The sequence below is a fragment of the Vibrio sp. nBUS_14 genome, assembly GCF_051201655.1.
Classification (GTDB): Bacteria; Pseudomonadota; Gammaproteobacteria; order Enterobacterales; family Vibrionaceae; genus Vibrio.
Map to the genome: position 1 here is coordinate 1,378,238 of NZ_CP179207.1, position 15,054 is coordinate 1,393,291.

The window sequence follows — 15,054 nt, forward strand, 5'->3', positions numbered from 1 at the left end:
TGACGGGCGTTGTTGATCAAATCAGCTTGAGGTTTAACGACGCCATATTTGACTAATCGTTAGCTTCTAACAGGCATACCTAGACCTATAACTTTGTTTATAGCTTTGACATTCGCCATGATTTCTCCCACTTGAGCGTTGTAACATCTCAAGCTCAATTTACCGCTGGTTAAGCCTTTATATCGAGACATTGCGGTCTCAGATATTGAGCGATAGTGGTAACCAGACTCAGATTTCCACTCCGTTATTGTTCCGTTTTTAAGAGCCTCTACAGCTTCATTTCTGGGATGCCCATCTTCCCAAAGAGCCGCATTCTTTCGAGGTGGTATCAACGGAGTACAGTCCTTATTTTTCAGAGTCTCATGGCAACTTTTTGTGTCATATGCTCCATCAGCAGATACTGTATGGATCTTTCTACGTAAAGGGTTGAGTAATGTTGGCAGCACTTCGTTATCGCCAACACTTACAAGACTGACTTCTGCACTAATGGCCTCATGAGTTTCTACATAAACAGCTAAGTGCAGTTTACGCCAAGTTCTGCGTTTTTCGGCGCCGTGCTTGTTCACTTTCCATTCACCCTCGCCAAAAACTTTAAGACCAGTCGAGTCAATGGCTATATGGCGAATAGTTCCTTTGGATTTATTGCGACATTTGACCTGAACTGTCTTCGAGCGTTTGCTGATACAGGTGTAGTCAGGGGACGTCAGTGGAACATCCAATAGCTCAAAGATAGAATCAATAAAGCCTTGAAGAGCACGTAATGGCAGAGAGAAGATCCCCTTAATCATCAAGGCAGTTTCAATCGTGGTATCAGAATACTGGAAACCTCTACCACGCTTACCATGATGGGTTGTACATCGCCATGCATCTATGGCTGAATCATCTATCCAGAACGTAACCGAGCCACGCTTGCACAGAGCCTTATTGTATTTCGCCCAGTTAGTTATCTTCTTTTCCGCTTTACCCATGTCACCACCGTTCTAACCACCATAAAGGATCAGATCACAGGACTTGGAAAAGGTTCAACTGATTTAAGCAACAGCGCCGATATGACGGGGTAAATAGCCTTTGCATATAACTTTGACAACACATTGCTTCAGATAACCTTTCGTAGGGGAAAAGCTCATGAACAGGTTGTGAATGAGTAAAAGGTCTAGATTACAATGGTCGGGTAGACGACACTTGTTACCAAGTGCCGTCCCCCTAAGAACCCAGCGTGCAACTTTCACTGCACTAGGCTCAAGCCTTCACGAAGGCATCGTTTGATACCCAGCAACTTATAAAGCAGTGAGAATAGGCTCCTTCCAAGAGTTGCGAGCTTGCCTTTTTGACTTTCTCTTAGCCAAGTATTCTTGATGTTGAGGGTCATATGGTGTCGCTGCACTTCGGATTTTTACATGCCTCTCGATCGGTACTTTGGCTATTTGGAAGAGATTGAACTGGCAATCCATATCCATGACCTTCTGCCAACCATGAAAATGCCATTGGCCTTTTCGGTTGACGAAGTATTTAAGGGCCACCCAAGTTTTGGATTTTGTCGGATGACGCCTCACTGCCCAGTGCCCAGTGCCCAGTGCCATAATGCAAGAAATAGCTTATGACCAACATATCCGAATACCTGTTTAGCCACGCAATGGCGATAATAATTAGCCCAACCCCTTAATTTCGGATTTATCAGTTTGATAAGATCGTTTACAGAGGTTGTTGCATGCTTTTTGATGAGTTCGCGCAGATTACTCAAGAACAGCAATGTGTTAGATTTACTCGGTTTAATGAGCAATTTCCCTTTGTACTTCCTATGGTTGAATCCTAGAAAGTTAAAGCCGTTATCGATGTGTGTAATGTGCGTTTTCTCTTCGGATAATGTTAATCCTCTTTCCGCTAAAAAGTCAGCGATCAACGGTTTAATATCGTTCTCCAACACTTCCTTTGAAGCGCAGGTGACGACGAAATCGTCGGCGTATCCGATGAAATTGGCTCTACTACCCTTTTTGAGGGCCGTAGACTTAATATGCTGCTCAAGTCCAGCAAGAGTCATTAGCATCAAGGTTGGTGATATTATCCCACCTTGTGGTGTTCCCTCATCGGTGCGATAAAACAGACCTTTGTCCATAAAGCCAGATTTTAGCCATTGTTCCAACATTCTCTTATCAATAGCGATGTTATCAAGAAGCCATTGATGGCCGATCTTGTCGAAACAAGCTTTAATATCCCCTTCAAGTACCCATTTAGCTGATTTCTTTAATGCCAAACATTTGAAACACTGCCCAACTGCATCGGCAGTACTGCGATTTGGCCTAAATCCATAACTGTTAGGGTCAGCAAGCGTTTCCGATATAGGCTCTAATGCAAGAAGATGGAGGGCTTGTTGCGCTCTGTCTATCATGCATGGAATGCCTAATGGTCTGAGCTTGCCGTTCTTTTTAGGGATGTAGATACGCTTGAGCGGTTGGGCTTTGTACGCCTTTCGACTCAATTGATTAACTGCTTTTATGCGGCGTGCATCTGTGTTCCAGATGACACCATCTATTCCAGGCGTTTTACTACCTTTATTTTGAGATACTCGCCTTACCGCAAGAAGCTTGGCTGAGCGAGAATGAGTTAGTATCCACTGCAAGGCTTTCGCTTTACCGTGTTTACCTTCTCTAGTTGCCTTTGCGATACGCATCTGAAGCTTTAATACATGCGATTCAATAGGTTTCCAGTCGATAGACTGCCATTGAGCACTGTCAGGAGAGGCACTAATCTCTTTAGAAATCATCATTTGCGTTTCTCCTTAAATAAAGTTCTTCAAACTTTCTCGCAACGAAAGACCAGTCGGAAGTGGGCTCACTTTCGTGACCAGACACGGGTCTGTATCTGCATCGTTACAATGCAGCCTTCGCTTTCTCCGACCTCCTTTACCCGCATCGCTATAAGCCACAAGGGCTTTCCCATAGGGAACGATACAGGCTTACCCTGTTCCGTATGTTACGTAAAATGTCAACTTAGATGCCCACTCTAGTGCGGAGAGTACTTTGATCACGAAAGGCCAATGCCCAACTCCTTTCCGACTCTCGTTGCCGTTTTGGCTACAGCGTATTAACCACTTCCGCTGCTTCATCGTATGACGCACCTTACATGGATTCACATTACATTCATCATATTGACTCCCTAGCACTCACCCGAGCTGTGGTTCTCAGGAGGAACATCTTCTCACGATTCCGTTCCCACTCAGCTAACGACTGAGTTTCGTTACATTGTCGGTTCCGCTGCTTTATTCAGGAACCTAGGGTCATCTGGTGATACAGATGGTTCACTCTTGTCGTGGTGAACAACGCTTCATACGACTTAAGGTCGCACGGGCATTTTCGAGCTAGAAAGTGCCACAGGTAAAAATTCAACCTGTGAAGGTTTTGGACAAAAACGAGTTAAACTCAAAACTCTAATTCACTTAACTGATATTAGAAAAAGTATCTTGAAACCTTAAAGCTGAGAGGTTGCTACGGCGACGTTGAACAATGAGTCTTAGATCTCTAATCAGTCACGTTAGTATGGGTGAAGCCTGAAAGTGATAGACTTAGAAAGCGTATTAATAATAACCAACAAAAGTCTGGTGAGTGTGTTACCTTGGTTGTTATCCCTACCGGCTTAGTGGGGACTTCTTTTCTTTTCCGAACTCGCATCTCGGCACTCCTTAGTTGCCCTCCTAAGCCTCACCGCAGGCTTTAATTATGTCCATTTCAACTCAAAAGTTAAGAAACATCTTCAAACTCACTAGAATTGAAAATGTAGAAATCAACAACGACGTACCCCATTTTGCACCTTGGTTACCACTTGCTCAGAAAGTAAAACCTGTCATCCCTTCTGCGATTATATATTGCGAAGGTAATTTTGGTAAAATTGATGGTAAAACCGCTAATGGATTAGTGAGACATTCGTTAAGCTATCGTATTCTATCGGTTATTGATAGTGAGTCTGCTGGCTTAGATGCTGGTGAAGTTCTTGATAACAAAGCCAATGGAATACCTATCCTTGCTAATGCTGAAGAAGCTATCATTCACGCAGAAAGCATTCCTGATTACTTCATTTTTGGCATTGCGCCATCAAGCGGCTTTTTATCTGACTTAGATAAAAGCATCATTTTAAATGCCATGTCACTAGGAATGAACATCGTAAATGGCTTACATGAATTCCTAACCGATGATCCTCTATTTTTAGAAGCCAGTTTAAAGAATAACGTTCGAATATTCGATACTCGCAAACCCAAAAGTAAAGGCGATCTGAAAACGTTTAGCGGGAAAATACACAACGTTAAATGTCCGAGAATTGCTGTAATGGGGACGGATTGCGCGCTAGGAAAACGAACAACAGCAACAATATTGGCGAATGAACTGACTAAAAAAGGCCTTAACGTCGTTCTGATTGCCACTGGTCAAACAGGTATTATGCAAGGCGCACAATACTGCGTTGCACTCGATGCTGTCCCTTCACAATTTTGTGCCGGTGAGTTGGAATCTGTCATTGTACAGGCCTATGAAAAAGAAAATCCGGATCTGATAATTATTGAAGGGCAAGGAGCCTTGAGTCACCCTGCGTTTTCAACCAGCGCTTTTATCTTACGTGGCAGTTGTCCAACGGGTGTGATACTGCAACATGCCCCTAAACGTTTATATCGTAGTGATTTTCCTGATTGCCCAATGCCTTCGATTGCCTCAGAAATCAATCTTATCGAAACGTTTTCTAATACCAATGTTATTGGACTAACACTGAATCATGAAGATATGTCGTTGGATGAAACACGTTGTGCGATAGACACTTACACTACCGAATTTGGTTTACCGGTTACTGATGTCTTGTCACAGCCTGTTGAACATCTACTGCACATCGTAACGTCAGCCTTTCCTATAATAGCAAGTAAACTGGCTGAAAAAGGGTGAACTACCCTAGGTTAGACATCGATTGTGGGAAAGTTCATCATAACGCTCAGTTCCTGATTTCTCAGCTCTCACTGAAAAATATATCCGTTACGCCTGTAACAAAAGCCTTCCTCGGCCACCCTATCATCGCACAAGTTCTTATTGATGCTGGCGCAACAATGTTAGCCGATTCAAGAATCGAAAATCTTCAAAAGATGACTGAATCTGGCATTGCTATCCCTAAAATGCTGATACGTACACCCATGCTCAGTCAAGTGGCGAGCGTAATAAAATACAGTGATATGAGTTTAAACTCTGAAGTTGAAGTGATTCAGAGGCTTTCACATGCAGCGGAACAACAAAATTGCTGTCACGGTATCATTATTATGGTTGAGCTTGGCGATCTCAGAGAAGGTGTGATGCCAAATCGCGTGATTGATTTTATCCGAGAGATTATTTCTTTACCAAACATCACGATAAAAGGAATTGGTACGAATTTAGCCTGTCGGTATGGTGTCGCTCCAGATGACCAAAATATGAGTATTCTTTCTGAGCTTGCCGATGGAATTGAAGCTACATTTGGGGTCAGTCTAGAAATTATTTCAGGGGGTAATTCTGCTTCAGTTAACTGGGCTCTTCAGAGAACAGGCTTAACTCGAGTCAATAACCTTCGTATAGGAGAAGCAATTTTTTTAGGCTGTGAGCCTTTAGAGCACGAAAATATCAAAGGCTTACATACGGATGCGGTTTCTTTGACCGCTGAAGTGATTGAATCCAAGACTAAACCGACTTTGCCTTGGGGGAGTCGGGGGTTAAATGCTTTTGGTGAAAAAGAAAACCTTCAAGATAGAGGGGAGGTCTCACAAGCTATTCTAGCATTAGGCCGCCAAGATGTTTGTGTCAGCGGGCTTAAGGCTCCGAATGGGATTAAGATCATGTCTTCAACCAGTGATCATCTTGTCCTTGAATCCTCACAGAAACCACTATTTGTAGGGGAAAGAACCGGCGACGGTGTCGCCTGAGCGGCCTACGGCCGAAAACAAAGAGACTCAACCTACTAGGGTGCTTTACATGGATCGTTTATCCTATAGGTCATGCATCCGAATAAGCCCATCAAACAACTCTTCAATGCCAACGATACTTGGCTGAACTACCTCAATAAGTACCGAGAAACCCTCCGAACCGTCGTCATTGAAAACGTCACCAAGATGCTCGCTTGCAGTACCGCTGCTTTTGGCTCTAAAGAGTATCGATGCACTCATGCTGACTGCACCCATCACAAATACATTCACCAGACGTGTAAATCTCGCTTTTGCAGCAGTTGTGGCATAAAAGCCACAGAGCGGTGGATACGAAAGCAACAACATGTCTTTCCTGAGTGTGAGTATCAACACGTTACGTTGACGCTACCACACACGTTGTGGCCCATCTTTCGGGATAATCGTTTTCTTCTCAATCATCTCTTTAGCTGCGCAGCCAAAATCTTCTTAGGATGGGCAAAGCAACTCGATATCGATATTGGCGTGTTCTGTGCACTTCATACCTACGGCAGAAAGCTGAATTGGAATGTGCACATCCATTTGTCTGTCACCCGTGGGGGTTTATGTAAGAAGACTGGTCTATGGAAGCCGATTTTCTTTAAAGCTAAGACCACTGAGAAGTGTTGGCGCGGTGCCATCACTCAACTTCTCAGCTCCAATTACTCAGAGTTAGACTTGAGTGGAGAGGACTGCCCTTTCATTCGTAATGAGCAAGATTGGTCCCGATTTTTAACCAGCCAATATTGCCGTCGATGGAAGCTGCACTTTGCAAAGAAAACAGCCAACGTGACGCCAACCATGACTTACCTCGGCCGATACCTAAAACGGCCACCGATATCGGCGTCGCGTTTACGACATAACTTCCAGGGAGGCTTGGTGACGTTTGATTACCTCAACCATAGAAATGGTCGAACGGAATCCCTCATTTTGAGTCCAGAAGCTCTGATAGAACGCATGATTGAGCATATTCCAGATAAGCACTTCAAAATGATTCGATACTTCGGTTTTCTATCAAACCGACGTCGTGGTGAGATGCTCCCTAAGGTCTACGGTGCCTTGGGTGTCGCACCTAAAGACGCACCTGAAATGCCCGGTTACGCAGCTATGCTGAAAGGGTATGTGAAGGTTGACCCGTTTGAGTGCATTCTTTGTGGGCACCGTTTAACGTTTCTTCGCTTTAGGGCTGGGGAGCCGCTGTCAGAGCTGGTCCACCATGCTCTGGTTCAAGCCCAAATCAGGTCAATTTAGGCGTTTCACAGGATGGGTGTATCTGAAATAGCGAAAACAGCATGAAAGTGTTCAACAAACATCCGTGTTTAGATTGTAGAGCAGAAGTTAGGTCTGTCCGGGACTCATTCTGACGTGAGTTATGCCGCGATTGTTCAGGTCAGGAAACATTGAGATTCCTTACCTTGAACAGTAAAGTAAAACCACTACCCGATCTTGCCCAAGGCACTTCGATGAGCTTTACCCCGTGAGTTTTGCAGTGAACTCTAGGTATCTTCGCTGTGATATAGCAATGGTGCTGAAAAAAGTTGAGATGACGCCATGTTTTCTCTTTGAAGTCATGTGCAGAGCAAGCGACGCCACATTCTGGACACGAGTAAAGCACTCCACGTTCAGCCCCCACTTGTAGGTGAAGCTCATAAGGAGAATGTTCTGTATTAAGGGATTGGTCGATAAGTTTCCAGGGTGCTTGCAGCCCCAACCCGAGCATAAAAATATCAGAAGAATTCAATGTGACTGGACCTTGTATTGGAGCCTATTTAGGAGGTGCATATTTTAACCCAAATCCACACAAAACGTCGAAGAGCCTACATTCATATCCAATTGCGTTTTATTGATAGCCTTTTCAACCTTAGCTAATTCAGGATAAATGCTATTTGAAACCCCCTCGTAATCGGGGATCGCTTCCAATAAAAGAGAGTTCAGCTTGTACGCCTGCATTGCCTTTCTAACAGTCTCACGCCCTATCCCAATAAGTTTGGCCAGTTCATCAATTGTTAAGCTCTCAGCCTCACCATCTAGCTCCAATGCTTCTTTAATATAAGATGCCCCTTTTTCTCTGAGAGAATGAGGCTTCTTACTATCTGCATCGCTAATCAAACGACGAATGTCGTTGTTGCTAGCACTACCAGCTGGAAGAACCCAAATTGGGTAATCATTATTGGTTTCGATAGCACAAAAACGACGAACACTACCTTCAATGACCAAAATTTCTTTATTATCGTCTGACCATATACCAATACAATCAGTATCAATACCGTTGGCCTTGATCGACGCTAGTGTTTCCGCTACTGATGTAACATTCAAGGCTCTTTGGTTGCGAGGGTTTAAAGGATGAATATCGGTCTTAAATTGTACGTCTGTCGCGTCAATAATTCGGTGTGATGCTGAAACAACCCCACCCTCAAAGTTATAGTTTTTTGTCTTGTTTACGTTTTGTGTCGATAACTTATTGCCTTGCGAAACATGACCTAAACTAGACTTACCCAATAATTGTTTTTTGCTGACCTTTCGATCCCAGTTGTTAGTCATACTATTTCTCTTGTACTGAGATTGAGGTTATTTCGCGAATGAATTGTTTATAAACAGAGTTAATAGATGTCATTGCTTCATCATGTTTTTTAGGCGCTACGCGTTTCTCTGATTTAGCCACATCTAAGGCGGTTCGGTTAAGCTCTGCTGCAGTAGCAATTAGCTCAGAATGCACAATATAGGTCGATAGTAAACGGTCCTGAACTGTACGACTTAATTTGTCGATTACGTCTAACTCGGACGGACTTTTTTCATCATGGTTAACGATAAGCACGCGTGTCCAAAGTAGGTTCTCACCTTTAGAAGGTAATCCTTCGAAACGAGCATGCGTGGTTATTAAATAGTTGGTTGTCGCTGCAAAGTCGTATTCGCGCGGGGAAATAGGTACCAACAAACAATCTAACGCTTCATTAACCATCCAGATTAATGGTGATTCTTGCGGTGGTGTATCAATAAAAATTAAATCGTACTTCTCTTTGAGTACCGGAATAATTTCATGCGCAAAACGGCTGATAAGCTTAGTTTTATCTTCGTTACTTTGAGCTTGCCAGAATAGATCATGGAAGCGTTCATCTGTATTAAATGCTGGCATAACATCGAGGTTTGGTAGATGTGTGCTGAAGGGTACATTCAAAATGATTTCGCGATCTGTGTAACCTGCTTCAACTAGGCTTGCGTAGTCGCCAGTCCGTTCCATTTTTCCCAACGCAATATCAACCGCTGTCAGATAGATAGCTTCGTTTTCTACATTAGTAGAAATCATGCTTTGTCCTAGCGTTCAAGGTAAGGAATCTCAATGTTTCCTGACCTGAACGATCGCGGCATAACTCACGTCAGAATGAGTCGCTGATTGATCTAACTTCTGCTCTACAATCTAAACACGGATGTTTGTTGAACACTTTCATGCTGTTTTCGCTATTTCAGATACACCCATCCTGTGAAACGCCTAAATTGACCTGATTTGGGCTTGAACCAGAGCATGGTGGACCAGCTCTGACAGCGGCTCCCCAGCCCTAAAGCGAAGAAACGTTAAACGGTGCCCACAAAGAATGCACTCAAACGGATCAACCTTCACATACCCTTTCAGCATAGCTGCGTAACCGGGCATTTCAGGTGCGTCTTTAGGAGCGACACCCAAGGCACCGTAGACCTTAGGGAGCATCTCACCACGACGTCGGTTTGATAGAAAACCGAAGTATCGAATCATTTTGAAGTGCTTATCTGGAATATGCTCAATCATGCGCTCTATCAGAGCTTCTGGACTCAAAATGAGGGATTCCGTTCGACCATTCCTATGGTTGAGGTAATCAAACGTCACCAAGCCTCCCTGGAAGTTATGTCGTAAACGCGACGCCGATATCGGTGGCCGTTTTAGGTATCGACCCAGGTAAGTCATGGTGGGGGTCACGTTGGCTGTTTTCTTTACAAAGTGCAGCTTCCATCGACGGCAATATTGGCTGGTTAAAAATCGGGACCAATCTTGCTCATTGCGAATAAAAGGGCAGTTTTCTCCACTTAAGTCTAACTCTGCGTAATGGGAACTGAGAAGTTGAGTGATGGCACCTCGCCAACACTTCTCAGTGGTCTTAGCTTTAAAGAAAATCGGCTTCCATAGACCAGTCTTCTTACATAAACCCCCACGGGTGACAGACAAATGGATGTGCACATTCCAATTCAGCTTTCTGCCGTAGGTATGAAGTGCACAGAACACGCCAATATCGATATCGAGTTGCTTTGCCCATCCTAAGAAGATTTTGGCTGCACAGCTAAAGAGATGATTGAGAAGAAAACGATTATCCCGAAAGATGGGCCACAACGTGTGTGGTAGCGTCAACGTAACGTGTTGATACTCACACTCAGGAAAGACATGTTGTTGCTTTCGTATCCACCGCTCTGTGGCTTTTATGCCACAACTGCTGCAAAAGCGAGATTTACACGTCTGGTGAATGTATTTGTGATGGGTGCAGTCAGCATGAGTGCATCGATACTCTTTAGAGCCAAAAGCAGCGGTACTGCAAGCGAGCATCTTGGTGACGTTTTCAATGACGACGGTTCGGAGGGTTTCTCGGTACTTATTGAGGTAGTTCAGCCAAGTATCGTTGGCATTGAAGAGTTGTTTGATGGGCTTATTCGGATGCATGACCTATAGGATAAACGATCCATGTAAAGCACCCTAGTAGGTTGAGTCTCTTTGTTTTCGGCCGTAGGCCGCTCAGGCGACACCGTCGCCGGTTCAACTATCTCTCGTAACCCCATGCCTAAACTAGTTTGCAAAACAACCAATTGGAAGCAATACACTGAAGAGTTATCTAATGAGCTTGGAGATACCCACGTGCATGCACGGGGTACTTACTGTTACAACTCCATGCGGAGTTGACCAGTTACCCCATACGCCCGTAAATTGACGTTCATATTTAATTTTTTTCAAACTTTTTAATAATTATAAAACATGAGGTTAGCCTTTAGTTAAGCGCGGATATTTTTCATCTACGAAATATTTATGAAAATGCACGGGTCTGTTTGAGGGAGTTAGACATGCGTCTTAACCTCAAGGTAACCGAACACCCATGAATGGACAATTTGTCGGTTACCCAACCTACAAATACCGGAGAACAAAACAATGAATAATATTAAAAAGAGCGCTACTTTCGCATCAGTAGCACTGGCAGTAGCAATGAGCGCGAGCGCGTTTGCTGCAGAATCACCAGCAGGCAGCAAAGGCGCTGCAATTGGTGCTGGCGATAAAGTGCACTGCTACGGCATCCACTCTTGTAAAGGTCAGTCAGACTGCAAAACCGCTGAGCACCAGTGCAAAGGTCAAAACGCATGTGGCGGTCATGGCTTTAAAGGGATGAAAGCGAAAGATTGCCTTGATCAAGGTGGTGTGATCTCTGATATTTAATTGATTACTTGGAGTGAATGAAATGACTTCTAGCTTTGGACTGGGCTTACGTACTCAGCATTACAACGATTTTCTGAATGCACGACAACCTGTCGATTGGCTGGAAGTCATTTCTGACAATTTTATGGTCAATGGTGGTAAGCCATTGGCCATACTAGACCTTATCCGTGCTGACTATCCAATGACCATGCATGGTGTTTCTATGTCGATTGGTTCGGTTAATGGTCTGGATGAAGACTATCTCAAACGCCTCAAAGCGCTCGAACTACGAATCGAACCTATGTGGGTGTCTGATCACCTCTGTTGGAGTGGTGTCCACGGACGCAAACTTCACGATTTAATGCCCTTGCCGTTTACACAAGAAGCGCTGGATGTGGTGGCAAGAAATATTCATCACGCCCAAGATGTTCTGAAGCGTCCATTGGTGGTGGAAAATGTCTCCAGTTATGTCGAATTTAAAGATTCGGAAATGACTGAATGGGAATTTCTAACAGAAATTTGTAATGCGACGGGCTGCCAGCTTCTATTGGATATCAACAACATTTATGTCAGTGCCTTCAACCATGGGTTTTCCGCGTTTGAGTTTATTGATGGTGTAACCAAAAATCACGTCTGCCAGTACCACCTCGCCGGACACCAAAACAACGGAGACCACCTGATTGATACCCATGATCACCCGGTTTGTGCAGATGTGTGGGATTTGTATGAATACGCACTAACCCGCCATGGCAATGTGCCGACCATGATTGAACGAGACGATAATGTCCCGCCTTTGGCTGAACTGCTGGATGAGCTGGATATTGCCCGAAAAATCGCTGGAGATGTTTTGAACACGGAGGGTGCAACATGAGTCTTCAAGCCCTTCAGGACAGCTTTCAAACCATCGTGCTAAGCCAGCAGTATAGTGATGCTGACTGGGTAAAAGAGAGGAAAGGCAGCCTTCCATCAAAAGATCGCTTGGCCATTTACTATAACGCCTATCGCATCCGACTTATCGATGTTTTGCGTGACAATTTTGAACATACCGCGGTTTACTTGGGCGATGATTGGTTTAACCAATTGGCTGTTGACTACGTGCAAGTTCATCCATCGACTTACACCAATATTGGCTACTACGGACACTTATTTGCAGAGTTTATTGCAAAGCAGCTTCCCGATGGTCTTGAAGTCGCAGAGTTGGTGGAACTGGATTGGACGCTCAGAAGAGCGTTTGACGGTGAAGACGGTGAAGTACTGACAATGGAAACACTTCAGGTAAAGGCTGCTGCAGATCCGGAAAACATCCAATTGTGTGCAGTGCCGACCCTATCCTTAACCACACATACATGTAATACCCTTGATATCTGGCATGCCATCGACAAAGAAGAAACACCGCCAACAGTTGCGCTATTACCTCAAGCTGTTGATGTACTGATCTGGCGAAAAGGGCACTCTCCCCATTTCCGAAGCATTTCGCCATTGGAATCTGCAGCAATCTCGATGATTCAAGCAGGCGTTAACATCAATGACCTCGGCGCACCGTTGCAGACGAAATTTCCAGATGTGGATGTGTCGCTTAAGTTTGGTCAAATGCTGCATCGATGGATTGAAGATGAAGTGCTGATTTACCATAATGACATTTAGTACGAACTTATATGCAACTGGTTTTTTTGGTTAAAAGCGACTTACTCACTATTTTTGGCTCTTCGACGTTTCAAGTGGATTTCAATATTTCAGCGGCAGGGCTCGCTATCATGTAGATCATGGTGATGAAAGTGGCTGTATTTCTATAGCCTCGAGCCCTCGACCTCGCGGCTTGAAATAAACTGTTCAGACCTTCCATTCGCGCATTAGTATAGGTCGAAGTCCAGCGTTGAAGTATTCTCTCCGAGTGCTTTTCTAAGGTGGCTAGAGCTTTTCTTACGGGATCTAAAGCTTCTGAACTTCCTATTTCGTCAAGTGTAAACTTGATGAAATTAGTCAGGCGCCAACGAGCGGCTTGAGTCGTTTTCGCTTCTCTTACCCAACGTAACTTTTCTTTAACTCACCAAGCCTTCGCTGTCTTAAAGCTAAGACCACTGAGAAGTGTTGGCGAGGTGCCATCACTCAACTTCTCAGTTCCCATTACGCAGAGTTAGACTTAAGTGGAGAAAACTGCCCTTTTATTCGCAATGAGCAAGATTGGTCCCGATTTTTAACCAGCCAATATTGCCGTCGATGGAAGCTGCACTTTGCAAAGAAAACAGCCAATGTGACCCCCACCATGACCTACATGGGTCGATACCTAAAGCGGCCACCGATATCGGCGTCTAGGTTACGACATGATTTCCAAGGAGGATTAGTGACATTTGATTATCTTAATCATAGGAATGGTCAGACGGAATCCCTCATTTTGAGTCCAGAAGCTCTGATAGAGCGCATGATTGAGCATATTCCAGATAAGCACTTCAAAATGATTCGATACTTCGGTTTTCTATCAAACCGACGTCGTGGTGAGATGCTCCCTAAGGTCTACGGTGCCTTGGGTGTCGCACCTAAAGACGCACCTGAAATGCCCGGTTACGCAGCTATGCTGAAAGGGTATGTGAAGGTTGATCCGTTTGAGTGCATTCTTTGTGGGCACCGTTTAACGTTTCTTCGCTTTAGGGCTGGGGAGCCGCTGTCAGAGCTGGTCCACCATGCTCTGGTTCAAGCCCAAATCAGGTCAATTTAGGCGTTTCACAGGATGGGTGTATCTGAAATAGCGAAAACAGCATGAAAGTGTTCAACAAACATCCGTGTTTAGATTGTAGAGCAGAAGTTAGGTCTGTCCGGGACTCATTCTGACGTGAGTTATGCCGCGATCATTAAGGTAAGGAATCATTCAGATTCCTTACCTTAAATCACATTCAGTTTAGATTACAGTGCGCTCTTATCTTCTATGTCTTCACGTTATATCCATAAATATTTTAAGCCACCTAAATGGAGAAGAAAGGAAGAAGGAGCGCATAATGCTACGAACAACTGTAATTCTCTTCGTCAGTGTCATGCTTAACGGTTGTCAGATAAGCCCAATAAAATCTAATGGACTTGCCGATTATAGAGCGACAGTTATTTCAAGCCAACTTCCACAAGAGTTAGGCTCAATCACACTCGTAAATGCACAGTCAGAAGGCGATAGTGTCACTCTTGTTTTCGTAAAAAAGAAAACTTTGAATATGGACCGCTTAGTAGAAAAAGTCGCCGTTAGTTTTTGTGACAGCATCGAAATAAGACCACTATTAGAGAGTGGGATATCTTATCGAATCATTACCTTAGGAAAAAATGAGAAAGTAGAAAGCCTTAACGTCATTTCTCTAGCTAAGTGCTCTAATTGAATGCTTAGCAGTCGAATGGATAAAAGCCAATACGAGTTGTTCAATGTACTCAATGACACTATTTTATTGAGGTTTGACCGCCTTACGCCTTGGGAAAAAAACTTTATCACAGAGTTACACCATAAGGTCGTAACTAGACAACTCATTTCAATTAAACAAAAACAGCTTGCTTTAAAAATTTCAATGAAAGCCTATAAATCAAAGAAGAAAAACGCGCGTTCCAACGTTTAATTTAAGCTTGTGTATACCTAATCTGTTCAAGGTCCTCTAAACCTTGGACAGATTAGTAGTATTTGCACTTAACGTATTGAAAATAATCAAGTGTAGCGGTGAATGGGTAA

The 15,054-nt window shown here is 43.9% G+C and carries 11 protein-coding genes and 6 pseudogenes; 10 read left to right on the forward strand and 7 right to left on the reverse strand.

Annotation, left to right across the window (positions count from 1 at the left end):
* Nucleotides 1-59: 59 nt before the first annotated feature.
* Nucleotides 60-968, reverse strand: a complete 909-nt coding sequence (locus tag ACMAZD_RS23935) for an IS5 family transposase (RefSeq protein ID WP_435249756.1) — start codon at nt 966-968, stop codon at nt 60-62.
* Nucleotides 969-1,277: 309 nt separating this feature from the next.
* Nucleotides 1,278-2,764: pseudogene (ltrA, locus tag ACMAZD_RS23940) on the reverse strand (group II intron reverse transcriptase/maturase).
* Nucleotides 2,765-3,713: 949 nt separating this feature from the next.
* Between ltrA and ACMAZD_RS23945 the strand changes: the two are divergent.
* The 3 genes and pseudogenes from ACMAZD_RS23945 (at nt 3,714) to ACMAZD_RS23955 (ending at nt 7,186) form a co-directional block, all read left to right on the forward strand.
* The gene (locus tag ACMAZD_RS23945) at nt 3,714-4,919 is read left to right on the forward strand and encodes a DUF1611 domain-containing protein (protein ID WP_004735673.1); all 1,206 of its coding nucleotides are present in this window, start codon (nt 3,714-3,716) and stop codon (nt 4,917-4,919) included.
* Nucleotides 4,916-5,899: pseudogene (locus ACMAZD_RS23950) on the forward strand (alanine/ornithine racemase family PLP-dependent enzyme); the annotation flags it as partial. The gene ACMAZD_RS23945 and the pseudogene ACMAZD_RS23950, both read left to right, overlap by 4 nt.
* A 93-nt stretch (nt 5,900-5,992) precedes the next feature.
* Nucleotides 5,993-7,186, forward strand: a complete 1,194-nt coding sequence (locus ACMAZD_RS23955) for an IS91 family transposase (protein ID WP_435247018.1) — start codon at nt 5,993-5,995, stop codon at nt 7,184-7,186.
* 163 nt (nt 7,187-7,349) lie between these two features.
* Here the strand turns inward: ACMAZD_RS23955 and ACMAZD_RS23960 are convergent.
* The 4 genes and pseudogenes from ACMAZD_RS23960 to ACMAZD_RS23975 all read right to left on the reverse strand — a co-directional run.
* Nucleotides 7,350-7,655 (reverse strand): annotated as a pseudogene (locus tag ACMAZD_RS23960) (transposase family protein); the annotation flags it as partial.
* A gap of 65 nt (nt 7,656-7,720) precedes the next feature.
* Complete coding sequence (locus ACMAZD_RS23965) at nt 7,721-8,476, reverse strand: hypothetical protein (protein WP_435249757.1); 756 nt, start codon at nt 8,474-8,476, stop codon at nt 7,721-7,723.
* 1 nt (nt 8,477) lies between these two features.
* Nucleotides 8,478-9,239 carry a ParA family protein gene (locus ACMAZD_RS23970; protein ID WP_435249758.1) on the reverse strand — a complete coding sequence of 254 codons (762 nt, stop codon included), beginning with the start codon at nt 9,237-9,239 and terminating at the stop codon, nt 8,478-8,480.
* A 183-nt stretch (nt 9,240-9,422) separates the two neighbouring features.
* Nucleotides 9,423-10,616: an IS91 family transposase gene (locus ACMAZD_RS23975; protein WP_435249759.1), complete on the reverse strand. Its 1,194-nt coding sequence runs from the start codon at nt 10,614-10,616 to the stop codon at nt 9,423-9,425.
* A gap of 480 nt (nt 10,617-11,096) precedes the next feature.
* Between ACMAZD_RS23975 and bufA2 the strand changes: the two genes are divergently transcribed.
* The 3 genes from bufA2 to ACMAZD_RS23990 are packed head-to-tail and all read left to right on the forward strand — an operon-like array spanning nt 11,097 to nt 13,001.
* Entirely contained in the window at nt 11,097-11,378 is a 282-nt protein-coding gene (bufA2, locus tag ACMAZD_RS23980) for a BufA2 family periplasmic bufferin-type metallophore (RefSeq protein ID WP_435249681.1), read from the forward strand.
* A 22-nt stretch (nt 11,379-11,400) separates the two neighbouring features.
* On the forward strand, nt 11,401-12,228 hold the full coding sequence (bufB, locus tag ACMAZD_RS23985; RefSeq protein ID WP_435249680.1) for an MNIO family bufferin maturase: 828 nt from the start codon (nt 11,401-11,403) through the stop codon (nt 12,226-12,228).
* Nucleotides 12,225-13,001 carry an HvfC/BufC family peptide modification chaperone gene (locus ACMAZD_RS23990; protein WP_435249679.1) on the forward strand — a complete coding sequence of 259 codons (777 nt, stop codon included), beginning with the start codon at nt 12,225-12,227 and terminating at the stop codon, nt 12,999-13,001. The genes bufB and ACMAZD_RS23990 overlap by 4 nt, the downstream gene beginning before the upstream one ends.
* A 70-nt stretch (nt 13,002-13,071) precedes the next feature.
* Here the strand turns inward: ACMAZD_RS23990 and ACMAZD_RS23995 are convergent.
* Nucleotides 13,072-13,401: pseudogene (locus tag ACMAZD_RS23995) on the reverse strand (transposase); the annotation flags it as partial.
* Between the two features lie 27 nt (nt 13,402-13,428).
* Here ACMAZD_RS23995 and ACMAZD_RS24000 point away from each other — a divergent pair.
* The 4 genes and pseudogenes from ACMAZD_RS24000 to ACMAZD_RS24015 form a co-directional block, all read left to right on the forward strand.
* Nucleotides 13,429-14,070: pseudogene (locus tag ACMAZD_RS24000) on the forward strand (IS91 family transposase); the annotation flags it as partial.
* A gap of 168 nt (nt 14,071-14,238) precedes the next feature.
* Nucleotides 14,239-14,391, forward strand: a pseudogene (locus tag ACMAZD_RS24005) (alanine/ornithine racemase family PLP-dependent enzyme); the annotation flags it as partial.
* Nucleotides 14,348-14,713 carry a type II secretion system pilot lipoprotein GspS-beta gene (gene gspS2, locus ACMAZD_RS24010; RefSeq protein ID WP_016792304.1) on the forward strand — a complete coding sequence of 122 codons (366 nt, stop codon included), beginning with the start codon at nt 14,348-14,350 and terminating at the stop codon, nt 14,711-14,713. The pseudogene ACMAZD_RS24005 and the gene gspS2, both read left to right, overlap by 44 nt.
* A complete protein-coding gene (locus ACMAZD_RS24015; protein WP_004735670.1) occupies nt 14,714-14,944 on the forward strand; it encodes a hypothetical protein in 231 nt (76 codons plus the stop codon).
* The last annotated feature ends 110 nt before the right edge of the window (nt 14,945-15,054 follow it).